Origin of the sequence: Acidimangrovimonas pyrenivorans (assembly GCF_042643245.1) — a bacterium.
Taxonomy (GTDB): domain Bacteria; phylum Pseudomonadota; class Alphaproteobacteria; order Rhodobacterales; family Rhodobacteraceae; genus Acidimangrovimonas; species Acidimangrovimonas pyrenivorans.
Genome location: NZ_JBHRSK010000006.1, coordinates 83,521 through 106,515, shown reverse-complemented (window position 1 = coordinate 106,515; position 22,995 = coordinate 83,521). Strand labels below are relative to the sequence as shown.

General features: G+C 67.6%; 22 protein-coding genes. 14 read left to right on the top strand and 8 right to left on the bottom strand.

Annotated elements, in window-relative coordinates; all coding sequences use genetic code 11:
• Position 1: 1 nt before the first annotated feature.
• Together ACFOES_RS10320 and ACFOES_RS10315 are read right to left on the bottom strand one after the other, a co-directional pair.
• Entirely contained in the window at positions 2–691 is a 690-nt protein-coding gene (locus ACFOES_RS10320; protein WP_377833189.1) for a DsbA family protein, read from the bottom strand.
• A 5-nt stretch (positions 692–696) separates the two neighbouring features.
• A complete protein-coding gene (locus ACFOES_RS10315; RefSeq protein WP_377833188.1) occupies positions 697–1,224 on the bottom strand; it encodes a DUF721 domain-containing protein in 528 nt (175 codons plus the stop codon).
• Between the two features lie 174 nt (positions 1,225–1,398).
• Between ACFOES_RS10315 and ACFOES_RS10310 the strand changes: the two genes are divergently transcribed.
• Genes ACFOES_RS10310 through ACFOES_RS10295 form a run of 4 tightly spaced genes read left to right on the top strand, consistent with a single transcriptional unit; the run spans position 1,399 to position 5,608 of the window.
• Positions 1,399–2,397 (top strand): A/G-specific adenine glycosylase, encoded by a 999-nt coding sequence (locus ACFOES_RS10310; RefSeq protein ID WP_377833196.1) that lies wholly within the window; start codon positions 1,399–1,401, stop codon positions 2,395–2,397.
• A gap of 48 nt (positions 2,398–2,445) precedes the next feature.
• Positions 2,446–3,588 (top strand): alkane 1-monooxygenase, encoded by a 1,143-nt coding sequence (locus ACFOES_RS10305; protein ID WP_377833187.1) that lies wholly within the window; start codon positions 2,446–2,448, stop codon positions 3,586–3,588.
• Entirely contained in the window at positions 3,588–5,033 is a 1,446-nt protein-coding gene (gene cls / locus ACFOES_RS10300; RefSeq protein ID WP_377833186.1) for a cardiolipin synthase, read from the top strand. The genes ACFOES_RS10305 and cls overlap by 1 nt, the downstream gene beginning before the upstream one ends.
• A gap of 56 nt (positions 5,034–5,089) precedes the next feature.
• A complete protein-coding gene (locus tag ACFOES_RS10295) occupies positions 5,090–5,608 on the top strand; it encodes a TetR/AcrR family transcriptional regulator (RefSeq protein WP_377833185.1) in 519 nt (172 codons plus the stop codon).
• 179 nt (positions 5,609–5,787) lie between these two features.
• On the opposite strand, the gene ACFOES_RS10290 is transcribed toward ACFOES_RS10295, so the two are convergent.
• Together ACFOES_RS10290 and mutM are read right to left on the bottom strand one after the other, a co-directional pair.
• A complete protein-coding gene (locus tag ACFOES_RS10290; RefSeq protein WP_377833184.1) occupies positions 5,788–6,564 on the bottom strand; it encodes an enoyl-CoA hydratase in 777 nt (258 codons plus the stop codon).
• A 62-nt stretch (positions 6,565–6,626) separates the two neighbouring features.
• Positions 6,627–7,478 carry a bifunctional DNA-formamidopyrimidine glycosylase/DNA-(apurinic or apyrimidinic site) lyase gene (gene mutM, locus ACFOES_RS10285; RefSeq protein ID WP_377833183.1) on the bottom strand — a complete coding sequence of 284 codons (852 nt, stop codon included), beginning with the start codon at positions 7,476–7,478 and terminating at the stop codon, positions 6,627–6,629.
• Between the two features lie 85 nt (positions 7,479–7,563).
• Here mutM and ubiE point away from each other — a divergent pair, with 85 nt between their 5' ends.
• Together ubiE and ubiB are read left to right on the top strand one after the other, a co-directional pair.
• Positions 7,564–8,316, top strand: coding sequence for a bifunctional demethylmenaquinone methyltransferase/2-methoxy-6-polyprenyl-1,4-benzoquinol methylase UbiE (ubiE, locus tag ACFOES_RS10280; RefSeq protein WP_377833182.1), 753 nt, complete (start codon positions 7,564–7,566; stop codon positions 8,314–8,316).
• A 1-nt stretch (position 8,317) separates the two neighbouring features.
• The gene (ubiB, locus tag ACFOES_RS10275; protein ID WP_377833181.1) at positions 8,318–9,847 is read left to right on the top strand and encodes a 2-polyprenylphenol 6-hydroxylase; all 1,530 of its coding nucleotides are present in this window, start codon (positions 8,318–8,320) and stop codon (positions 9,845–9,847) included.
• 19 nt (positions 9,848–9,866) lie between these two features.
• Here the strand turns inward: ubiB and ACFOES_RS10270 are convergent, their stop codons facing one another.
• Both ACFOES_RS10270 and ACFOES_RS10265 read right to left on the bottom strand, forming a co-directional pair.
• On the bottom strand, positions 9,867–10,481 hold the full coding sequence (locus ACFOES_RS10270; RefSeq protein WP_377833180.1) for a LysE family translocator: 615 nt from the start codon (positions 10,479–10,481) through the stop codon (positions 9,867–9,869).
• 143 nt (positions 10,482–10,624) lie between these two features.
• Positions 10,625–11,077: an Lrp/AsnC family transcriptional regulator gene (locus ACFOES_RS10265; protein WP_377833179.1), complete on the bottom strand. Its 453-nt coding sequence runs from the start codon at positions 11,075–11,077 to the stop codon at positions 10,625–10,627.
• Between the two features lie 72 nt (positions 11,078–11,149).
• On the opposite strand from ACFOES_RS10265, the gene ACFOES_RS10260 reads away from it, so the two are divergent.
• Positions 11,150–11,743, top strand: coding sequence for a LysE family translocator (locus tag ACFOES_RS10260; RefSeq protein ID WP_377833178.1), 594 nt, complete (start codon positions 11,150–11,152; stop codon positions 11,741–11,743).
• Between the two features lie 15 nt (positions 11,744–11,758).
• Here the strand turns inward: ACFOES_RS10260 and ACFOES_RS10255 are convergent, their stop codons facing one another.
• On the bottom strand, positions 11,759–13,717 hold the full coding sequence (locus ACFOES_RS10255; RefSeq protein WP_377833177.1) for a bifunctional 2',3'-cyclic-nucleotide 2'-phosphodiesterase/3'-nucleotidase: 1,959 nt from the start codon (positions 13,715–13,717) through the stop codon (positions 11,759–11,761).
• Between the two features lie 235 nt (positions 13,718–13,952).
• On the opposite strand from ACFOES_RS10255, the gene nudC reads away from it, so the two are divergent.
• Together nudC and ACFOES_RS10245 are read left to right on the top strand one after the other, a co-directional pair.
• Positions 13,953–14,921, top strand: coding sequence for an NAD(+) diphosphatase (nudC, locus tag ACFOES_RS10250; RefSeq protein WP_377833176.1), 969 nt, complete (start codon positions 13,953–13,955; stop codon positions 14,919–14,921).
• 38 nt (positions 14,922–14,959) lie between these two features.
• Positions 14,960–15,430 (top strand): SRPBCC family protein, encoded by a 471-nt coding sequence (locus ACFOES_RS10245; RefSeq protein WP_377833175.1) that lies wholly within the window; start codon positions 14,960–14,962, stop codon positions 15,428–15,430.
• Positions 15,431–15,454: 24 nt separating this feature from the next.
• On the opposite strand, the gene ACFOES_RS10240 is transcribed toward ACFOES_RS10245, so the two are convergent.
• A complete protein-coding gene (locus tag ACFOES_RS10240) occupies positions 15,455–16,303 on the bottom strand; it encodes a prephenate dehydratase (protein WP_377833174.1) in 849 nt (282 codons plus the stop codon).
• Positions 16,304–16,423: 120 nt separating this feature from the next.
• Between ACFOES_RS10240 and ACFOES_RS10235 the strand changes: the two genes are divergently transcribed.
• The 5 genes from ACFOES_RS10235 to ACFOES_RS10215 all read left to right on the top strand — a co-directional run bounded on the left by ACFOES_RS10235 (position 16,424) and on the right by ACFOES_RS10215 (position 22,932).
• A complete protein-coding gene (locus ACFOES_RS10235; RefSeq protein WP_377833173.1) occupies positions 16,424–16,936 on the top strand; it encodes a c-type cytochrome in 513 nt (170 codons plus the stop codon).
• A 287-nt stretch (positions 16,937–17,223) separates the two neighbouring features.
• Positions 17,224–19,095, top strand: coding sequence for an extracellular solute-binding protein (locus ACFOES_RS10230; RefSeq protein WP_377833172.1), 1,872 nt, complete (start codon positions 17,224–17,226; stop codon positions 19,093–19,095).
• Positions 19,096–19,107: 12 nt separating this feature from the next.
• Entirely contained in the window at positions 19,108–20,205 is a 1,098-nt protein-coding gene (locus ACFOES_RS10225; protein WP_377833171.1) for a microcin C ABC transporter permease YejB, read from the top strand.
• Position 20,206: 1 nt separating this feature from the next.
• Positions 20,207–21,316: an ABC transporter permease gene (locus ACFOES_RS10220; protein ID WP_377833170.1), complete on the top strand. Its 1,110-nt coding sequence runs from the start codon at positions 20,207–20,209 to the stop codon at positions 21,314–21,316.
• On the top strand, positions 21,313–22,932 hold the full coding sequence (locus ACFOES_RS10215) for an ABC transporter ATP-binding protein (RefSeq protein WP_377833169.1): 1,620 nt from the start codon (positions 21,313–21,315) through the stop codon (positions 22,930–22,932). The genes ACFOES_RS10220 and ACFOES_RS10215 overlap by 4 nt, the downstream gene beginning before the upstream one ends.
• Positions 22,933–22,995: the final 63 nt, after the last annotated feature.

The window sequence follows — 22,995 nt, the reverse complement described above, 5'->3', positions numbered from 1 at the left end:
CTTACGATTTCAGCAGGCCGTCGAGGATCTTCGAGAATTCCCCGTAGCCCATGTTCTTGTACAGCGTGCCGTTGATGACGAAGGAGGGCGTGCCCGGCACTTTGTCCTTGCTGCTGTCCTTCTGGTATTTCGCCACCATGGCCTGGGCCATCTTGCCGTCGTTCAGGCACTGATCGAGCTGGTCCTTGGTCAGCCCGGACTTGAGCCCGATCTTCTTGAGGTTGTCGACCACCTTGTTGGGATCGTTGCTGCCGGCCCATTCGCGCTGGGTGTCGAACAGGATGTCGGTGATGCCGTAATAGCGCATCTCGCCGCCGCAGCGCGCGACCATCCCGGCCCAGAGGCCGTACTTGTCGAAATAGACCTCGCGCATGATGAACTTGATCTTGTTGGTGTCGACGTAGTTCTTCTTCAGCTCGGGCCAGACATCGGCGTGGAACTCGGCGCAATGCGGGCAGGTGAAGGAGGCGTATTCGATCACCTCGACCTTGGCGTCGGGATTGCCGAGAATGTAATCGGGCACCTTCGGCAGGTCACCGGCCGGGGCCGGCGTGCTCTCCTGCGCGTTGGCGGCGCCGGGCAGCAGGCTCTGGCCCGCATCGATCCCGCCGGTCCGGGCATTGGCCCACCACAGGCCGCCAAGGGCCACGGCGGTGCCGCCGAGGGCAAGGAATTTCCGTCTGTTCGGCATGAAGTTCAGCCTTTCCGTTTCGCGGATTGAGATAAGACGTTTTGCGCCAGGGCTTCAAGGGCCGTGCGCAGGCCGTCGTCGCGGATGCTTTCCGAGACGGCGGTCGCCTGCCGCCTGACCTCGGGATCGAGCGGGGCAGGCGCGGGTTTCGGCGCCGGGGCGAAGGCGACCTGGCCTTCGGCAAAGCCGGTCGGCGCGGTCTGGGTGATGGCGACGCGGCTGATCGCGGCATAGCCGTAGCAGGCGTTCACCTTCTCGCAGATCTGCTGCTTCTGCATCTCGACCAGCGGCGCCCGGGCGCCGGTGGTCAGCACCGTCAGCGTCGCCCCGAAACCGTCGCGCGCGTATCCGACCTTGACCGGCCGGGCCATCGCGGCGATCTCTTCGCCGACGATCTCGTGCCAATGGGTCAAAAGGCGGGTGACGGCGAAGCCGCGGCTTTCGCCGGCGGTGCGAATCCGCTCCTTGAGCAGGCCGGCGGTCTGCTCGAAGCCGCGCATCCGGCGCGAGGGAGGAGAGGGCTGTCGGGTCATCTGCTGTCAATGTCTCGGCTGTGCCCTATTCTAGGGCCGGGCGGGCAAACTGCCAGCGGAATGAGAAAACGGGGAGCATAAAGATTGCGTGACGCCGGGACAGGGCAGGCCGTTGGGCAAAGGACCGCCGAGACCGCGGCGCTGCTGCGCTGGTACGACCGCCACGCGCGGCAGATGCCGTGGCGCATCGGCCCGGCCGAGCGGGCGGCGGGGGCGCGGCCCGATCCCTACCGGGTCTGGCTGTCCGAGGTGATGCTGCAGCAGACCACGGTGGCGGCGGTGCGCGACTATTTCCGCCGCTTCACCGCGCGCTGGCCCGATGTCGCGGCCCTGGCAGCGGCCGAGGATGCCGAGGTGATGGCCGAATGGGCCGGGCTGGGCTACTACGCCCGCGCCCGCAACCTGCTGAAATGCGCCCGGGTGGTGGCGGGGGAGCATGGCGGCCGTTTCCCGGCCAGCCGCGACGGTCTGCTGAAGCTGCCCGGCATCGGCCCCTATACCGCCGCCGCCATCGCCGCCATCGCCTATGACGAAGCGGCGACGGTGGTCGACGGCAATGTCGAGCGGGTGATCGCCCGGCTGCGCCATGTCGAGACGCCGCTGCCCTCGGCCAAGCCCGCGCTGACCGACCTGGCGGCGGAACTGACGCCACAGGACCGCCCTGGCGACCATGCCCAGGCGATGATGGATCTGGGCGCTACGATCTGCACGCCGCGCAATCCCGCCTGCTCCCTGTGCCCGCTGGAGGGGTTCTGCGCCGCCCGTGCCGCCGGGGTGCAGGCGGAGCTGCCGCGCAAGGTGCCCAAGGCGCAGAAACCCACCCGCTTCGGCATCGCCTATCTCGGCCGCCGGGTCGATGGCGCCTGGCTGCTGGAACGCCGGCCCGACAAGGGCCTGCTGGGCGGGATGCTGGGCTGGCCCGGCTCGGACTGGGGCGCGGCGCCGCTGCCCGCCCCGCCCGTCGCCGCCGACTGGCGCGCGCTGGGCGGCGAGGTGCGCCATACCTTCACCCATTTCCACCTGCGCCTGAGCGTGATGCTGGCCGAGTTGCCCGCCGGGGTCACGCCCGAGCGCGGGTATTTCGTGCCCCGCGACACCTTCCGCCCGGCCGACCTGCCGACGGTGATGCGCAAGGCGTATGACCTCGCGCAATCAGGCCTTGCCGAGAATTGAGCAAGCCGCCGGAATGGGGCTATGCTGCCGCCGGATGGAGGGACCTGGATGACCTCGGCGGACCAAATCTCGCGCCTGCGCAGCGCCCTGCCTTTCTGGCTGTCGCTGGGAATGATCCCGCTGGCGCTGCTCGGCGCGCTTCATGGCGGCTGGACCGTGGTGCTGCTGCCGCTCTACGGCTGGCTCTCGGTCACCGTGCTCGACTCGATCCTCGGCCTCAACCTCGAGAACCCGGATACCGAGACGCCGGACGAACGGCTGTTCTGGTATCGCTTCATCACCATCATCTGGTTCCCGATCCAGTTCGTCACCATCTACGGCATGATCTGGTGGGTGACCCATACCGACCACCTGACCGCGCTGGAAACCATCGTGCTGTTCTTCGGCGTCGGCGTCATCTCGGGCACGATCGGCATCGTCTATTCGCACGAGCTGCTGCACCAGAAGAACAAGCTGGAACGCTGGCTGGGCGACCTGCTGCTGGCCTCGGTGCTCTACAGCCATTTCCGCACCGAGCACCTGCTGGTCCATCACCGCTATGTCGGCACCCCGCGCGACGCCGTCACGGCGCGCTACAACGAAGGCTTCCACCGCTATTTCTGGCGCGTGCTGCGGGAATGCCCCGGCTCGGCCTGGCGCGCCGAGCTGCAGATGCTGGGCCGGGCGAAACGATCGCCCTGGCATCCAACGAACCCGTTCTGGCGCTATGCCGTCCTGCAGCTCGCCGCGCTGGCGCTGGCCTATGGCGTCGGCGGCTGGATCGGCCTTGGCCTCTTCGTCTGGCAGGCCTTCATCGCGGTCTGGCAGCTCGAGCTGACAAACTACATCGAGCATTATGGTCTGACCCGGGAATACCTCGGCGAGGGCCGCTACGAACATGTCCTGCCGCGCCATAGCTGGAACGCGGCGCACAAGGCGTCGAACTGGCTGCTGATCAACCTGCAGCGCCATTCCGACCACCATTTCAAGCCCGAGCGCCGCTTTCCCCTGCTGCAGACCTATTCCGAGGACGAGGCGCCGCAATTGCCCTTCGGCTATCCGGCGATGACGACGCTGGCGATGATCCCGCCGCTGTGGCGGCGGCGGATGAACCCGCGGGTGCGGGCCTGGCGGCGGAAATACTATCCCGGCATCGCCGACTGGACCCCCTATAACCGGGGCGAGACGCCGGCCCCGCGCGGCGCCTCCTGATGATCTACATCGTCTATGCGCATCTGAGTTCTGTCCTGGTCGCGCTCTACGCGCTGGTCCAGGTGATTGCCGCCCTGTTCGCGCTGCGGGCGATCCGGACGGCGCGGACGCCGCAGGGGGCGATCGGCTGGGTCGTGTTCCTGATCGCCGCGCCGCATTTCGCGGTGCCGGTCTTCCTGTTCCTCGGCCACAGGCGCTATCCCGGCTACGTCGCCGCGCGACGGGCGATGGCCGGTATCGTCGACACCTTGCGCGCCCAGGCCGCCAACCACGCGCCGCGCCCGCCCGCCGGCGACCCCGGGGTCGAGCGTAGCCGGATCGCGGGCTTCGAGCGGCTGGCCGAGGTGCCGCTGGTCTCGGGCAACGGCACGAAGCTGCTGATCGATGGCGAACAAACCTTCGACGCGCTGTTCGCCGCGATCGAGGCGGCCGAGCACTATGTGCTGGTCGAGGCCTATATCATCCGCGACGACGCGGTCGGGCAGGCGCTGGCGGCGCGGCTGAAGGCCAAGGCCCGGGCCGGGCTGCGGGTTTGCCTGCTTTACGATGCACTGGGCAGCAACGGTTTGCCGAACAGCTACCTGGACAGCCTGCGCGCCGAAGGGGTCGAGGCCTATAACTCGCATGCTCTGCGCCATACCCGCAGCCGGCTGCAGATCAATTTCCGCAACCACCGCAAGATCGCGGTGATCGACGGCCAGACGGGATTCGTCGGCGGGCTGAATTTCGGCGAGGAATACCTCGGCCGCGATCCCAATATGGGCCCCTGGCGCGACACCCATCTGCGGATCGACGGCCCGGCGGTGGCGCAGCTCCAGCTCGCCTTCGCCGAGGATTGGCTCTGGGCGTCGGGGGCGAAGCTCGACGATCTCGACTGGGCGCCGCGGGTGGCGCCGGGCGACCGCAACGCGCTGGTGCTGGCGACGGGACCGTCGGACCTGTTCGAGACCGGCAGCCTGTATTTCTGCAACGCGATCGAGGCCGCGCGCGAGCGGATCTGGATCGCCAGCCCCTATTTCGTGCCCGATGCCGACATCCTGACCGCGCTGAAGCTGGCGGCGCTGCGCGGAGTCGATGTCCGGCTGCTGGTGCCCGAGAAGGCCGATCACCTGCTGGTCTGGCTGGCGGCCTATGCCTATTTCGACGAGGTGCGCACCGCCGGGGTCAGGCTTTACCGCTACGCGCCGGGCTTTCTGCACCAGAAGGTGCTGCTGGTCGATGACGACATGGCCTCGGTCGGCACCCACAATCTCGACAACCGCTCCTGCCGGCTGAATTTCGAGATCTCGGCGCTGATCTTCGACAAGGCCTTCGCCGAGGAAGTCGCGGCGATGCTGCAGCGCGATCTCGGCGCGGCGCCGGAATTCACCGCCCGGCTGTCCGAGCAGGGCCTCTGGATACGGACGGCGGCCCCGGTCGCCCGGCTGTTCGCGCCGGTGCTGTAGGGCGTTTCTGCATCGCGGCGATTGTTCACGAACGTGTGTTCTGGTACTCTCGTTTCATGCCCAGGCACCGTACCATACCGGATGAAACCGTTTTTGCCGCCACCCGTGGCCTGCTGGCCGAGGGCGGCGACAAGGCGGCATCCTTCGCCGCCGTCGCGCGCGAGACCGGGCTGGCGGCATCGAGCTTGGCGCAGCGCTACGGCAGCCAGGACGGCATGGTGCGGGCCGCGCTGGTCGATGGCTGGCAGGTGTTGATGCGGCGGACCGAGGCGGCGGAGGCCGAGGCGCCGCTGTCGCTCAAGGGCGTGCCGGCACTGCTCAAGACGTTGGGGCGCGACTGCGGGCAGGAGATCATGCTGCTCGTCACCCACCAGTCCGACCCCGAACTGCGCGCAACGGCCACGGCCTGGCGGCTGCAGGTCGAGGCGGCGCTGGCGTTGCGGATCGGCGCCGAGGCGGACGGGCGCGCCGAAAGCGCGGCGATGATCTTCGCCGCCTGGCAGGGGCGGATGCTGTGGCCGGGCGGCGCGCGGCCCGATTTCCGGCTGAAATCGGTGACCCGGCGGCTGGGCTAGCCGGGGCCGCATCGGTCCCACAGGCGCTCCCGCTTCGGCCGAGCCCGGCCTGGCAAGCGTCCCGGGCCCGGAAGCAAGGGCGTCGCGCGCCGGGCCGGGCAGCGCGGGGCTGCGGCATCGACAAAAAGAAAAAGGCCGGGTTTGCCCGGCCCCTTCTGTGTTCGGATCGTCCCGCCCGCCTAGCGGTCGCGGAACTGCGCCTCGCGCTTTTCGAGGAAGGCGCCCATGCCCTCTTTCTGATCCTCGGTGGCGAACAGCGAATGGAACACGCGGCGTTCGAACAGCAGCCCCTCGCGCAGCGTCGTCTCGTAGCTGCGGTTGACCGATTCCTTCACCGCCATCGCCGTCAGCGCCGATTTCTCGGTGATCTTGCGCGCCGCCGCCATCGCCTCGTCCATCAGCTTCTTGGCCGGCACGACACGGCTGACCAGCCCCGAGCGCTCGGCCTCGGCGGCATCCATGAAGCGGCCGGTCAGGTTCATGTCCATCGCCTTGGCCTTGCCGACGAAGCGGGTCAGACGCTGGGTGCCGCCGATCCCCGCCATGACGCCGAGATTGATCTCGGGCTGGCCGAATTTCGCGGTGTCCGAGCAGATGATGAAATCGCACATCATCGCCAGCTCGCAACCGCCGCCCAGGGCATAGCCCGACACCGCTGCGATGATCGGCTTGCGCACCCGCAGCAGCGCCTCGGTCTCGGGCGTGAACAGGTCGCCGGTGAAGACGTCGACAAAGCTCTTTTCCGACATCTCCTTGATGTCGGCCCCGGCGGCGAAGGCCTTTTCAGAGCCGGTGAGCACGATGCAGCGCACCTTCTCGTTAGCGTCGGCCGCGGCCAGCGCGTCGGCGAGCTCGCCCAGAAGCTTCGCGTTCAGGGCATTGAGCGCGTCGGGACGGTTGAGTCGGATCAGCGCGACATAGTCGTCGATCTCGACGATCAGCGTCTCGTAGGCCATCGAAGGCTCCCTCGTTCGATCATTGGGGCAGAGTCCATACCAGCCCGGGGCCGGGGATCAAGTCATCTCTGGCAGCGCGGGCAGAAGAAGGTCGAGCGGCCCGATTGCACGATGCGGCGAATCGTTCCGCCGCAGCCAGGGGTCGGGCAGGGCTCGCCCTCGCGGTCGTAGACGCGGAAGGTATGCTGGAAATATCCAAGTTCGCCATCGGCTTGGCGGTAATCGCGCAAGGAGGAACCGCCGGCCGCGATGGCCTCCGTCAGCACGTCGCGGATCGCCGGAACCAGCGTCGCGACCCGTTTCGCGGCGATCTGGCCGGCCTTTCGGCGTGGGTCGATATGGGCGCGGTGCAACACTTCGCAAACATAAATATTGCCTAGACCGGCCACCACGCGCTGGTCGAGCAGCGCCGCCTTGATCGGCGTCCTGCGGCCCTTGAGCCGGTCGGCGAGATAGGTTTCGGAGAATTGATTGCCCAGCGGCTCGGGGCCCAGGCCGGCCAGCAGCGGGTGCTCCTCGGCCTTCTCGGTGGCGATCAGGTCCATCGAGCCGAAGCGGCGGGCGTCGTTGAAGGTCACCCGCGCGCCGCCCTCCATGTGCAGCACGACATGGTCGTGTTTCGACGGCGCCGGGTGGGGATGGTGGAAGCCGCCGACCATGTCGCCCGAGATCAGCATCCGCCCCGACATGCCGAGATGGATCAGCAGCGTCTCGCCCGTCGACAGGTCGGCGAGGATGTATTTCGACCGCCGCCGCAGCCGCTCGACCCGGGCGCCGGTGAGTCGTTCGGCCATGCGCGGCGGGAAGGGGCGGCGCAGGTCGGGGCGGTTGACCTCGGCCCGTTCGATGCGGCGGCCCTCCATCACCGGCTGCAAGCCGCGGCGAACGGTCTCGACCTCTGGCAATTCTGGCACGTGAAGGCTCCTGCGGCGCGGGGCGCATTGTATCGGCGTGTGGGCGGCCTATAAGAAGGGGCGGAAATCACGACGGCAAGGCCCGATGACCGACAACAGCGCAAAGACGACCCATTTCGGCTTCCAGACCGTGGCCGAGGAGGAGAAGGCGGGGATGGTCCACGGGGTCTTCACCCGCGTGGCCTCGAAATACGACGTGATGAACGACCTGATGTCGGGCGGCGTCCACCGGGTCTGGAAGGACGCGATGATGGATTGGCTGGCGCCGCGGCCGGGGCAGAAGCTGCTCGACGTCGCCGGCGGAACCGGCGACATCTCGTTCCGGTTCCTCAAGCGCGCGCCGGGCGCCCATGCGACCGTGCTCGACATGACCGAATCGATGCTGGTCGAGGGCCGGCAGCGGGCCGAGGCGGAAAGCATGGCCGACAGCCTCGACTGGGTGGTCGGCGACGCGATGGCGCTGCCGTTCGCCGACAATACTTTCGACGTCTACACGATCAGCTTCGGCATCCGGAACGTCACCCGCATCGCCGACGCCCTGCGCGAGGCCTATCGCGTGCTGCGGCCCGGCGGGCGGCTGATGGTGCTGGAGTTCAGCCAGCTGCCCAATCCGCTGATGCAATGGGCCTATGACCGCTATTCCTTCAACGTCATCCCGGTGATGGGCCAGATCGTCGCCAATGACCGCGACAGCTACCAGTACCTGGTCGAATCGATCCGCAAGTTCCCCGATCAGGAGAGCTTTGCCCAGATGATCCGCGAGGCCGGCTTCGAGCAGGTGAAATACCGCAACCTGACCCTGGGCGTCGCCGCCCTGCATTCGGGCTGGAAGCTCTGACATGCGCGGGCCGCACAATCTCTGGCGCCTGATTCGCACCGGCGCCACCTTCGAACGCACCGGCGCGATGCGCGTCGTGCTCGAGGCGATGAACGCCCCGCCGCGGCTGCGTTTCGCCGCCCGCGTGCTGGGCTGGCCCTTCGCCTGGCTCGGCGTCAGGGGCGACCCCGCGCTGCCGCCGGCGACCCGTGCGCTGACCGCGCTCGGCCCGGCCTATATCAAGTTCGGCCAGATCCTCTCGACCCGGCCCGACGTCGTCGGCGACGAGCTGGCCGAGCAGCTGCGCTACCTGCAGGACAAGCTGCCGCCCTTTCCGACCGCCACCGCCAAGCGGATGATCGAGGACGAGCTGGAGCTGTCGGTCGACGAGGTCTTCTCGGACTTCTCCGACCCGGTCGCCGCTGCCTCGATCGCCCAGGTCCACAGCGCCCGACTGGCCGAGAGCGGCGAGCGGGTGGCCGTCAAGGTGCTGCGCCCGGGGATCGAGCGCGCCTTCCGCCGCGATATCGACGCCTTCTACTTCGCCGCCCGGATGATCGAATCGCTGCTGCCTGCCACCCGCCGGCTGCGCCCGACCGACGTCATCGCCCATTTCGAGGGCGTGGTGATGGGCGAGCTCGACCTGCGGCTGGAAAGCGCCGCGGCCTCGGAATTCGCCGAGAATACCAAGGGCGACAACGGTTTCGCCGTGCCCGAGCCGCGCTGGCACCTGTCCAGCCGCCGGGTTATGACGATGGGTTGGGTCGAAGGCGTGCCGCTGGGCGACAACGCGGCGCTCGACGCCGCCGGCCACGACCGCCGGGTGCTGGGCGCGCGGGTGCTGCAGCTGTTCCTCAGCCATGCCCTGCGCGACGGCTTCTTCCATGCCGACATGCACCAGGGCAACATGAAGGTGACGGCCGACGGCCACATCGCCGCCTATGACTTCGGCATCATGGGCCGGATCGACGAATATACCCGCAAGGTCTATGCCGAGATCCTGTTCGGTTTCATCCGCAAGGATTACCGCCGCGTCGCCGAGGTCCATTTCGAGGCCGGCTACGTCCCCGCCGACCGCGACATGGAAGCCTTCGCCAGCGCCCTGCGCGCGGTGGGCGAGCCGATCTTCGGCATGGACGCCTCGCGGATCTCGATGGCGCGGCTGCTGTCCTACCTGTTCGAGGTGACCGAACGCTTCGGCATGCAGACAAGGACCGAGCTGATCCTGCTGCAGCGCACCATGGTGGTGGTCGAGGGCGTGGCCCGCTCGCTCGACCCGCATATCAATATCTGGGAAGTCGCCCGGCCGATCGTCGAGGGCTACATCCGCGAGAATGTCGGCCCGCGCGCCGCGCTGCGTGACGTCGGCCGGACGGTGCAGGTGATGGCCCGTTTCGGCCCGCGCCTGCCGCAGATGGTCGAGGCCGCGCTGATCCGCGGCTCCGAGCCCGAGGCCCCGGCCGAGCCCGCCCGCCGCGCCGGTCCGCTGGGCTGGCTGCTGCTGGGCGCGGCGCTGATGGGCGCCGGGGTCTGGGTCGGGACGTTGCTCTAGCCTCCGCCCCGATCCAGCCTTAGCCCCGCGCGGCGATCAGGGTCGCGGCGCCGGCCATCACAACCGCGCTGCCGCGATTGGCCGCCCGCACCGCCCGGCGGCTTTTCAGCAGCCGCCGGGCGCGGCTGGCCAGTGTCACCCAGCCCAGGTCGACGGCGATCAGCACCGCGGTCATCGTCAGGGTCAGCTCGGCCCAGCCCGAGACGGTCATCCGCGTCATGTCGATGATCGTCGGCACCAGGGCGAGGTAGAACAGCATGATCTTGGGATTGCCCAGGGTGACGGCCAGCCCGGCACCGAACATGCGCCAGCCGGGGGCGTGCGGCGGCAGCGCCCCGGCCTCGGTTTCAGCCGGCGCGCGCCACATCTTCCAGGCCAGCACCAGCAGATAGGCGACCCCGGCCCAGCGGATCAGGGCAAAGACCGGCTGGAAGCTCTGGGCGATGGCCGACAGGCCCCAGACCGTCAGCGACAGCCAGACCGCCTCGCCCAGCCACATCGCGGCGAGGAAGGGCAGCACCTCGCGCCCGCCCCGCGCCAGCACGCGGGCGACGAGCGCGGCGATGCTGGGCCCGGGCGCGCCGGCGGCAACGGCAAGGGCGCCGGCGAAGATCAGAAGCGAGGCGAGGGTCATGGCGGGCTCCGCACTTGGGACGGCCGAGGCTAGGCCGGCGGGCAGAGGCGATCAAGGGCCGAGGCCGGGGGCGCTGCCCCCGGACCCCCGGGATATTTGCGTGAAGATGAAAGGGATGCGAGGTGCCCCCCGCCTCCGACGCCCTAAGCGCGCTGGTCCTTGGGCGAGGCCATGACGACATAGGAGGTGATGGCGCTGACCTGGGGCAGGGTGCCCAGCACCTCGGTATGGAACTGCTTGTAGGCGGCGAGGTCGGCGACCTCGACCCGCAGCAGGTATTCGACGTTGCCGGTGATGTTGTGGCACTCGGCGACCTGCGGCGCGCGGGCGATGGCGCGTTCGAAGGCCTCCTGGGACGCCTTGGTGTGCTGCGACAGGCCGACGGTGATATAGGCGGTGAAGCCGGTGCCCATCGCCGCCGGGTCGAGCACCGCGCGGTAGCCCTTGATCACCCCGCGCCGTTCGAGATCCTGCACCCGGCGCAGGCAGGCCGAGGGCGACAGGCCCACGCGCTCGGCCAGTTCGAGATTCGAGATCCGACCATCGCGGGAGAGTTCCTGCAATATCCGGTCGTTTGTGCGATCATTCTTGGTCATTGATTGATATGTTTGTCTCTTTGCGGGGCAGATGGCAACCCGATTGCGGAGATATTCGCATAATGTTGCGGCATGACCTACCAGATCCTCACCGCGCTTGTCGCCTTCGCCTTCGTCTCGTCGATCACGCCGGGGCCGAACAACCTGATGCTGATGGCCTCGGGGGCCAATTTCGGCCTGCGCCGCACGGTGCCGCACATGTTCGGCGTCGCGCTGGGATTCGTGGTGATGACGATCCTGCTAGGCGCCGGGCTGGCGCGGCTGTTCGACCTGTGGCCGCCGCTGCACCTGGTGCTTAAGGGGCTGAGCCTGGTCTACATGGCCTGGCTGGCCTGGAAGATCGCCCATGCCGCCCCGCCCGAGGCGGTGGCGGCCGAGGGGCGGCCGCTGACCTTCCTGCAGGCGGCCGGATTCCAGTGGGTCAACCCTAAGGCCTGGGCGATGGCGATGACCGCGATCGCCGCCTACGCGCCGCCCGACAGCCTGCTGGGCGTGCTGCTGGTCGCCGGGGTGTTCGGCGTGGTCAACCTGCCCTCGATCACCACCTGGGCGGTGCTGGGCCGCGGCCTGCGCCGGGTGCTGAGCGATCCGGCGCGGCTGCGGGTCTTCAACTGGGGCATGGCGGCGATGCTGCTGGCCTCGCTCTGGCCGTTGCTGCAGCACTAGAGCGCCGCCGGGGGATCACAACGAGATGCGGAAGCGGGCGAAGCCGTTCGGCCCCTGACCGGCCGCTTCGATGCGCACGCCCGCAGCGTCGCCGAGGTAGTTCGCCGCCTTCGGCCCGGTATCGAACAGCACCGTGGTGCCGGGCAACGGCGCGAAATGCCAGTTGCCGTCGGCGCTGGGATTGATCGTGCCCTGCTCGACGATGTAGCGGACGATGACGTCGCGGTTGGTGTCGGGACCTTCGAAGATCACCGTGTCGCCCTTGGCGCCGGGGAAATCGCCGCCGCCGCCGGCGCGGTAGTTGTTGGTCGCGATGATGAATTCGGCGGCCGGATCGACCGGCTTGCCCTGGTAGGTCAGGTTGACGATCCGGCTGGCGCCCGGATTCAGCTCACCGCCCTTGCTGTCGAAGCGCGACGGCTGGCTGAGGTCGATCTGGTAGCGCACCCCGTCGATGACGTCGAAATTGTAGCTCGGGAAATCGGGGTTGAGCAGCACCTGGTCGGGCTTGCCCGGGGTGATCTGGTTGAACATCCCGGCCGAGCGTTCGAGCCAGCCCTGCAGCTGGGCGCCCGTTATTTTCACCGCCCGGACCGTGTTCGGGTAGAGGTAGAGATCGGCGACGTTCTTGATCGCCACCGCGCCCGCCGGCACATCGGTGTAATAGTCCGGCCCGCCACGACCGCCGGCCTTGAACGGCGCCGCCGCCGACAGCAGGGGCAGGGCGGCATACGCGGTATCCTTGAGCATCTGCCGCATGTACCAGAGCTGGGCGTTCGAGACGATCTGGACCGAGGGGTCGTCGGCCACCAGCGCGAAATAGCTTTGCAGCGGCGCCGAGGTCTTGCCGACCGGGCGGCGGATATAGGCCAGCGTCGCCTCGTGCTCCTTGCGGACCGAGTTCAGGATCGCGGGCTGGCTTGCGACGGTCGGCGTGATCGAGCGGTCGGGGTGGCGGATATAGATCGGCCGCGCCTCGGTCTCGGCGCTGATCACCCGCCACGCGTTGCCGTCGCGTTCCAGCATCAGGTCGATCAGGCCCATGTGAGAGCCCCAGAAGCCGCCCATCACCGCCGGCTTGCCGCCGATCGTGCCCTTGGCGACATCGACCTCCTTCATGTCGGCGAAGGTCGGCGAGGGGAAGACGAGGTGCTGGTGCCCGGTCATGATCGCGTCGACGCCGGCGACCCGGCCCAGCGGCACCGAGGCGTTCTCGGCCCCGTCGACATGGGCGGCGGCGTCGATGCCGGAATGCGACAGCGCGATGATGATGTCGGCGCCGGCTTCCTTGATCTCGGGCACCCAGGCCTGCGCGGTCGAGACGATGTCGCGCGTGGTCACGCGGCCCTCGAGGTTGTGGCTGTCCCACTGCATGATCTGCGGCGGCACGAAGCCGATGATGCCGACGCGGATCGGGTGCTTGATGCCGGCGCCGTCGGCGATCTCGCGGTCGAGGATGACATAGGGCTTGATCAGGGTCTCGTCCCCGCGCGGATCGGCGCCCTGTTTCTTGACCACGTTGGCCGAGACGATCGGGAACTTGGCCCCGGCGATCGACTTTTCGAGAAAGCCGAGCCCGTAGTTGAACTCGTGATTGCCCAGCGTCGAGGCCTCGATTCCCACCGTGTTCATCGCGGTGATCACCGGGTGCATGTCGCCGTCCTTCATGCCGCGCTCATAGGCGATGTAGTCGCCCATCGGGTTGCCCTGCAGGAAATCGCCGTTGTCGAGCAGCATCGAATTGGTCGCCTCAGCCCGGATGCCGGCGATCAGCGAGGCGGTGCGGGCCAGGCCGACGGTATCGACCGGCTTGTCGGCGTAGTAGTCGTAGGGGAAGACATGGACGTGGAGATCGGTGGTCTCCATGATCCGCAGGTGGGCCTGGTTGGTGGCGGCACGGGCCGAGAAGGGATGAAGCGCGATCAAGGAAACACCTGCGGCGGCTGACTGGTTAAGAAAACTGCGGCGCGTCATGCCTTTAGCGTTGTCGGCGGACATGGGGAACCTCTGCTGTCGGATTTGCCCCGGCATGGTCGCGGTCGCGGTCGCCGGGGGCTTATGTCAAGTGTTTCAGCCTGCCAGAAGCGGGCGCGACTGGCCAGCAAATTCACTCGCGTAGAGGTTGCGACGATCTTCCCCCTTGCCGAGGCAGTTTGCGCCTGCCCGATCCGCGTGGCAGGAAAGACGCGCAGCGCAGGGAGGGCAGGACATGCGGATCGCGGAGCAGGTGACATTCGGCGGCTCGGGGCTGGAGCGGGAAGCGGGGCTGCGCGGCGATGCCGAAGCCCAGGCACGGATGTGGGCCGACCCGGACGCCCGGGTGCTGCCGCTGTGGCGCGGCAAGCCGCTGATCGCCGGCGAGGAGCGCGATAGGCTGGGGTTGCTGGCGCCGGATCACGAGGTGCTGGCGCTGGCCGGCGAACCGCGCCTGTTCCTCGGTCTCGACGGCGACGCCCCGCGCTTTGCCGCCGATATCTCGCGCTGGGAGCCGACGGGGCTGGACACTGCCGCGCTGGGCGCCTTCTTCGATCCCAGCGAACAGCACCACCCGGCCCTGCCGCCCGACCAGCGCTTTGCCGAGCTGCGCGGGGTGATGGCCCGGCTCAGCCCGCGCGACGCCGAGCTCGCCGCCACCGCCCGGGCGCTCTATTCCTGGCACCGGACCCACGGCTTCTGCGCCCGCTGCGGCGCGGCGAGCGCGGTCGCCATGGCCGGCTGGCAGCGCATCTGCCCGTCCTGCGGCGGGCACCATTTCCCGCGCACCGATCCCGTCGTCATCATGCTGATCACGCGGGGGAATTCGGTGCTGATGGGGCGCTCTCCGGCCTGGCCCGAGGGGATGTATTCGCTGCTTGCCGGCTTCATCGAGCCGGGCGAGCCGATCGAAGCCGCGGTGCGGCGCGAGGTGGCCGAGGAGACCGGCGTCAGGGTCGGCGCGGTCGAGTATCTCGCCAGCCAGCCCTGGCCCTTCCCGGCCTCCTTGATGCTGGGCTGCTGGGGCCGGGCGGAAAGCGAAGAGATCACCATAGACCCGGTCGAGATCGAGGATGCGCTCTGGGTCACGCGCGAGGAGATGGTCAGCGTGATGGCCGGGTTGCACGACCGCATCAGGCCGGCCCGGCGCGGCGCCATCGCCCATTTCCTGATCGCCAACTGGCTTGCGGACCGGCTCGATTGAGGCAACAGTCTCTGCCGCGGGGCAAGAGGGTTCGAGCAATGAATTTATCGACACGAGAGGATATCGAGGCGCCGGTCGACTACGTCTTCACGGCCCTGAGCGATTTCGGCGATTTCGAGCGCGCGGCGCTGCGGCGCGGGGCCGAGGTGACGCGCACCGACGATCTTGGCGCGATCGGGCCGGGCGCGGCCTGGCGGGCGCAGTTCGAGATGCGGGGCAAGCCGCGGCGGCTGGACGTCACCCTGGCGGAATACGACCATCCCCGGCGGATGCGCTTCGACGGCGAGTCGAAGAATGTCGAGGGCGAGCTGGTCTACGAACTGCACGAGTTGTCGCCGCGCCGGACGCGGGTGATCGTCAAGGTCGAGATGCGGCCGCTGTCGCTGCCGGCGCGGATCGCGCTGCAGTCGCTGCGGCTGGCCAAGACCCGCACCAACGCCAAGTTCGGCCGCCGGGTGCGTGGCTTCGTGCACGAGATCGAGGGGCGTTATCGCAGCGGCGCGGCCTGAACCGCCGCGCCCGTCCCTCGCCGCTCAGCCCTTCGCCACCTCGTGCCGGCGCGGATCGGCCGGGTAGACCCCCAGCAGCTTCATCTGGCTGGTGAAGTAACGCAGTTCCTCCAGCGCCAGCTGGACGTTGCGGTCGTCCGGGTGGCCCTCGATATCGGCATAGAACTGGGTCGCGGTGAACGAGCCGTCGACCATGTAGCTTTCCAGCTTGGTCATGTTGACGCCGTTGGTGGCGAAGCCGCCCATCGCCTTGTAGAGCGCGGCCGGGATGTTGCGCACCCGGAAGACGAAGGTGGTCATCATGCCGGAGCTGCCGCGGCGCTTGAGGTCGGGCTCGCGCGCCATGATCAGGAAGCGGGTGGTGTTGTGCTTGTGATCCTCGATATGGCGGGCAAGGATGTCGAGCCCGTAGACATCGGCCGCGAGGTCCGAGGCCAGGGCCGCGTCCTCGGGATTGCCCATCTCGGCCACTTCGCGCGCGGCGCGGGCGTTGTCGGAGCTGACCACCCCGGCGATATCGTTGTCGCGCAGGAAGCTGGCGCATTGCGGCAGCAGCACCAGGTGGCAATGGGCGCGCTTGACCTGTTCCAGCTTGGTGCCCGGCACGCCCAGCAGGTTGATATGGACCCGGACGAAGGCCTCGTCGACGATGTGCAGGCCGCTTTCGGGCAGCAGCCGGTGGATGTCGGCCACCCGGCCATAGGTGGTGTTCTCGACCGGCAGCATCGCCAGATCGACCTCTCCCTTGCGGCACAGCTCGATCGCGTCCTCGAAGGTCCGGCAGGGCACCGCCTCCATGCCCGGACGGGCGTCGTGGCAGGCCTGATGCGAGTAGGCTCCCAGCTCTCCCTGAAACGCGATCCGCCCGGTCATCCGCCTCTCCTCCAGCGCGTTCGGCCCGCCCCGGGGCCACACGGGCCGGTAACTATACCTTGAAAACTGAGAGTGGAAGCGGATAGATACGGCGAGACAACGGCCAGCTTGAGGCGCGACATGTTCGACACGATGACCTTCACCAAGATACTCGGTGCCTTCTGCGGGGCGCTGCTCATCTTCCTGCTCGGGAACTGGGCGGCAGAGGGCCTATACGGCGGCGGCGAAGGCGGCCATGGCGAGGAAAAGCAGGCCTACACCATCGATACCGGCGCGACGGACACCGCCGCGGCCAAGGATCAGGGCCCCGATTTCGCCACCGTCTACGCCTCGGCCGATCCGAAGAAGGGCGAGCGAATCTTCAGCAAATGCAAGGCTTGCCACAAGGTCGACGGCAACAACGCCACCGGCCCGCACCTGAACGGCGTGGTCGGCCGCGACGTCGCCTCGGTGCCGGATTTCAACTATGACAACGCGCTGAAGAGCCTCGGCGGCAAATGGACGCCGGACCGCATCCAGCAGTTCATCCACGACCCGAAGAAATTCGCGCCGGGCACCAAGATGGGCTTTGCCGGTCTGAAGAAAATCGAGGACCGCGCCAACGTCATCGCCTATCTCGCGACGCTCAACTGAGCCCCGAACGGGCTGAGAACTCAGGGGCCGCCTCTGCCGGGGCGGCCTTTTGCATGCGCGGCCGGGTCGCAGGGCGTTCACGGAATCTCAACTTGAACATTTGACAGCGCCGTTCATAGCTTGCCTGATAGCGTGAGCCATTTTTACAGGGGTTCCGCGCCGGCCCGAGACGCGCCGCAGCGACCAGACGCAACCGCCCGGAGGACCGTATGGATACCACCCGCCCCGCAGCCGCTACAATTTGTCGCACAGGGGCAGGGAGAGGCGCGGCCGCGCTGTCGGCGCTGATGCTCGCGACGCTGATCTGGCTGCTGGCCGCGGCCGGTGGTCATGCCCAGAGCGACGGTATCCAGGCCGATGCCGGGCAGGCCGAGGCCGGCGTCACCACCTCCTACGGCATCTCGCCCTTCGGCACCCTGAAATACCCGGCCGACTTCAAGCATCTCGACTACGTCAATCCGGACGCACCCAAGGGCGGCGAGATCTCGGAATGGATGATCGGCGGCTTCGACAGCATGAACCCCTACACCATCAAGGGCCGGGCCGGTGCGCTGTCGAGCATGTTCTACGAATCCCTGCTGACCGGCGTCGATGACGAGCCGGGCGCCGCCTATTGCCTGATCTGCAAGACGATCACCTATCCCAAGGACCGCAGCTGGGTGATCTTCACCATGCGGCCCGAGGCGAAGTTCTCGGACGGCTCTCCGGTCACGGCCGAGGATGTCGCTTTCTCCTACGAGACCTTGCTGAAGAAGGGCCTGCCGGATTTCCGCTTCGTCCTCGCCCAGCAGGTCGACAAGGCCGAGGTGCTGGGGCCGCACAAGATCAAGTTCACCTTCAAGAAGGGCTTCCCGACGCGCGACCTGCCGCAGATGGTGGGCAGCCTGCCGATCTTCTCGAAGGCCGATTTCGAGCGCACCCATCGCGACTTCGCCGCCTCGAGCCTGAAGCCGATGCTGGGCTCGGGGCCTTACGTGCTCGACAGCCTCGATGTCGACCAGCGCATCGTCTATCGCCGCAACCCGGACTATTGGGGCAAGGATCTGCCGATCAATGTCGGGCGGTACAACTTCGACAAGATCCGGATCGAGTATTACGGCGATTCCAACGCCGCCTTCGAAGGCTTCAAGGCCGGCAGCTACACCTTCCGGGGCGAGAACTCGTCGAAGCTCTGGGCGACCAGCTACAACTTCCCCGCCGTCCAGAAGGGCTGGGTCAAGGTGGCCGAACTGCCCAACGGCAACATCGCCTCGGGCCAGGGTTTCATCTTCAACCTGCGGCGGCCGAAGTTCCAGGACATCCGCGTGCGCGAGGCGATCGGGCTGGCCTTCAATTTCGAATGGTCGAACGAAACGCTGTTCTACGGCCAGTATGCCCGGATCAATTCGTTCTGGGAGAACAGCGACCTGGCCGCCAAGGGCAAGCCGAGCCCGGGCGAGCTCAAGCTGCTTGAGCCGCTGGCGGGCGAGTTGCCGCCCGGCGTGCTGACCGAGGACGCGGTGATGGCCCCGGTCTCGGGTAAGCGCCAACTCGACCGGCGCAACCTGCGCAAGGCGTCGAGGCTGCTGGACGAGGCGGGCTGGAAAGTGGGCAAGGACGGCAAGCGCCGCAACGCCAAGGGCGAGACGCTGAAGGTCGAGTTCCTCAACGACCAGCAGGCCTTCGACCGGGTCATCAATCCTTACGTCGAGAACCTGCAGCGGCTGGGGATCGACGCCTACATGACCCGCGTCGACAGCTCGCAATACACCACGCGGATCCGCAATCCGGACTACGATTTCGACATCATCACCGGGATGCTGGGCCAGAGCTACATCCCCAGCTCGGGCCTCAAGCAGTATTTCGGCTCGGAAACCGCCAATGTCTCGACCTTCAACCAGATGGGGCTCCAGGACAAGGCGGTGGACGCGCTGATCGACGACGTGCTGAACGCCAATACCAAACCCGCGATGGTCACCGCCGTCCATGCGCTTGACCGGGTGCTGCGGGCGCTGCATTTCTGGGTGCCCGAGTGGTACAAGAACAAATACACGGTCGCCTATTACGACATGTACGAACACCCGAAGAACATGCCGCCCCATGCCCTGGGCGAGACCGATTTCTGGTGGTACAACGCCAAGAAGGCCGCGGCGCTGAAGGCCGCCGGCGCCTTCCAGTAGGGCGGCGGCATCATGGGCGCCTATATCCTGCGGCGGTTGCTGCTGATGATCCCGACCCTGTTCGGGATCATGGTGATCAACTTCACCCTGACCCAGTTCGTCCCCGGCGGCCCGATCGAGCAGATCGTCGCCCGGCTGCAGGGCCAGGGCGACGTGTTCCAGAACTTCTCGGGCAGCGGCGACAGCGGCGCCCAGCAGACGGCCCAGGCGGACACTGCCGGCGACCAGCGCTATCTCGGTGCCCGGGGCCTGCCGCCGGAATTCATCAACGAGCTGGAAAAGCAATTCGGTTTCGACAAGCCGCCGCTGGAACGGTTCCTCGACATGATGTGGAACTACCTCCATTTCGACTTCGGCCAGAGCTATTTCCGCTCGATCAGCGTCGTCGACCTGGTGCTGGAGAAGATGCCGGTGTCGCTGTCGCTCGGGCTGTGGTCGACGCTGATCGCCTATCTGGTCTCGATCCCGCTGGGCATCCGAAAGGCGGTCAAGGACGGGTCGAGCTTCGACACCTGGACCTCGGGGGCGATCATCGTCGGCTATGCCATCCCCGGCTTCCTGTTCGCCATCCTGCTCCTGGTGCTGTTCGCCGGCGGCAGCTACTGGCGCCTGTTCCCGCTGCGCGGGCTGGTCTCGGACAACTGGGAGCAGCTCAGCCTGATCGGCAAGGTGCTGGACTATTTCTGGCACATCACCCTGCCGGTGCTGGCCTCGACCATCGCCAGCTTCGCCACCCTGACGCTGCTGACCAAGAACAGCTTCCTCGACGAGATCAAGAAGCATTACGTCATGACCGCCCGCGCCAAGGGCCTGACCGAGCGCCGGGTGCTTTACGGCCATGTCTTCCGCAACGCGATGCTGATCGTCATCGCCGGCTTCCCGGCGCTGTTCGTCTCGGTCTTCTTCGGCGGCTCGGTGATCATCGAGACGATCTTCTCGCTCGATGGGCTCGGCCGGCTGGGCTACGAGGCGGCGGTGGCGCGCGACTACCCGGTGATCTTCGGCACCCTGTTCGTCTTCAGCGTCATCGGCCTTGTCATGGGGCTGGTCTCGGACCTGATGTATGTCTGGGTCGATCCCCGCATCGATTTCGCCACGCGGGAGACCTGACGTGGCGCTGTCTCCGCTCAACAAGCGCCGCTGGCGCAACTTCCGCTCGAACCGGCGCGCCTACTGGTCGCTGATCCTGTTCGCCGTGCTGTTCGGCCTGTCGCTGTTTGCCGAGTTCATCGCCAACGACCACCCGCTGCTGGTCAGCTACAAGGGCGAGATCTACAGCCCCGTGCTGCATTTCTATCCCGAGACGGCCTTCGGCGGCGATTTCCAGACCGAGGCGGTCTATCGCGACCCGGAAGTGCAATGCCTGATCGTCGCCGCCGGGGCCGACAGCTGCTTCGACGCGCCGGCCAAGGTGATGAGGGAGGCGCAGACGACCGGCATGGTGGACGGCAAGAAGATCACGCCGGGCTGGATCCTCTGGCCGCCGATCCCCTACAGCTACAACACCGTCAACAACATCGAGGGCTCCGCCCCCTCGGCCCCAGACGCCAAGCACTGGCTCGGCACCGACGACACCGCGCGCGACGTGCTGGCGCGGGTGATCTACGGCTTCCGCATGTCGGTGGCCTTCGCCCTGATCACCACGCTGTTGACCTCGGTCATCGGCATCGCGGCGGGGGCGGTACAGGGCTATTTCGGCGGCTGGATCGACCTCATCTTCCAGCGCATCATCGAGATCTGGGGCTCGACCCCCAGCCTCTACGTCATCATCATCGTCGCCGCGATCTGGCAGATGAGCTTCTGGCTGCTGGTCTTCCTGATGGTGCTGTTCGGCTGGACGGCGCTGGTCCATGTCGTGCGGGCCGAGTTCCTGCGGGCGCGCAACTTCGAATATGTCCGCGCCGCCCGCGCCCTGGGCGTGACCAACGGCACGATCATGTTCCGCCACGTCCTGCCCAACGCCATGGTCGCCACCGTCACCTTCCTGCCCTTCATCATCACCGGCGCCATCGGCAGCCTTGCCACGCTCGACTTCCTCGGCTTCGGCCTGCCCTCCTCGGCACCGTCGCTGGGCGAGCTGACGCTGCAGGCCAAGCAGAACCTGCAGGCGCCGTGGCTGGGCTTCTCGGCCTTCTTCACCTTCGCCATCATGCTGTCGCTGCTCGTCTTCATCTTCGAAGGGGTGCGCGACGCCTTCGACCCGCGAAAGACCTTCGAATGAGCGATACCGTCCTCGACATCCGCGACCTGCGCGTCCGCTTCAGCCAGGACGGCCAGGTCAACGAGGCGGTAAAGGGCGTCAGCTTCACCGTCGGCCGCGGCGAGACCGTGGCGCTGGTGGGCGAATCCGGCTCGGGCAAGTCGGTGACGGCGCTGTCGACCGTGTCGCTGCTGTCCGGCGCGGCGAATGTCTCGGGCAGCGTCCGCTACCTCGGCCAGGAGATGGTGGGCGCCGACGACGAACGGCTGCGCAAGGTGCGCGGCAACGACATCAGCTTCATCTTCCAGGAGCCGATGACCTCGCTCAACCCGCTGCACACGCTGGAAAAGCAGATCACCGAGAGCCTGACGGTGCACCAGGGCCTGACCGGCGCCAGGGCGCGGACGCGGGTGGTGGAACTGCTGGAAAAGGTCGGCATCCGCGACGCCGAAAGCCGGCTCGGCGCCTATCCGCACCAGCTCTCGGGCGGGCAGCGCCAGCGGGTGATGATCGCCATGGCGCTGGCCAACAATCCCAAGCTGCTGATCGCCGACGAGCCGACGACGGCGCTCGACGTCACCATCCAGGCCCAGATCCTCGAATTGCTGGCCGAGCTCAAGCGCGAGGAGGGGATGAGCCTGCTGTTCATCACCCACGACCTCGGCATCGTCCGCCGGATCGCCGACCGGGTCTGCGTCATGCAGGGCGGCGAGATCGTCGAGCAGGGCAAGACGGCGGCGATCTTCGACAACCCGCAGCACCCCTACACCAGGAAGCTGCTGGGGGCCGAGCCCACGGGCCGGCCCGACCCGGTGCCGGCGGGCGCGGAAGAGATCATCCGCACCGATGCCCTGCGGGTCTGGTTCCCGATCCAGCGCGGTTTCCTGCGGCGCACCGTCGGCCATGTGAAGGCGGTCAACGCGGCGACGATCTCGGTGCGGGCGGGCGAGACGCTGGGCGTCGTCGGCGAAAGCGGCTCCGGCAAGACGACGCTGGCGCTGGCGATCATGCGGCTGATCTCGTCCGAGGGGCCGATCACCTATCTCGGCCAGGACATCCAGGGGCTGAAGACCCGTGCCCTGCGGCCGCTGCGGCGCCACATGCAGATCGTGTTCCAGGACCCTTACGGCAGCCTGTCGCCGCGGATGACGATCGAGCAGATCATCGCCGAGGGGCTGGGTGTGCACGGCACCGCGCCGGGCCGCAACAAGCGCGAGATGGTGGCCGAGATCATGGCCGAGGTCGGGCTCGACCCGGAGACGATGGGCCGCTACCCGCACGAGTTCTCGGGCGGCCAGCGCCAGCGCATCGCCATCGCCCGGGCGATGATCCTGCGGCCGCGCCTTCTCGTGCTGGACGAGCCGACCAGCGCGCTGGACATGACGGTGCAGGTCCAGATCGTCGAGCTGCTGCGCCAGCTGCAGGCGAAGCACGGGCTGGCCTATCTGTTCATCAGCCACGATTTGCGGGTGGTGCGGGCGCTGTCGCACAAGGTGGTGGTGATGCGCCAGGGCGACGTGGTCGAGAGCGGCGCGGGCGAGGCGCTGTTCCAGGCGCCGCAGCACGACTATACCCGCGCCCTGCTGGCCGCCGCCTTCAACCTCAAGGCCGAGGCCGCCGGGCTGGAAGAGGCCTGAGCGGGCCGGAGCCCCCGGAGTATTTCCGCAAAGTAGAAGCACAGGCGCGCGCTGCATTTCTTC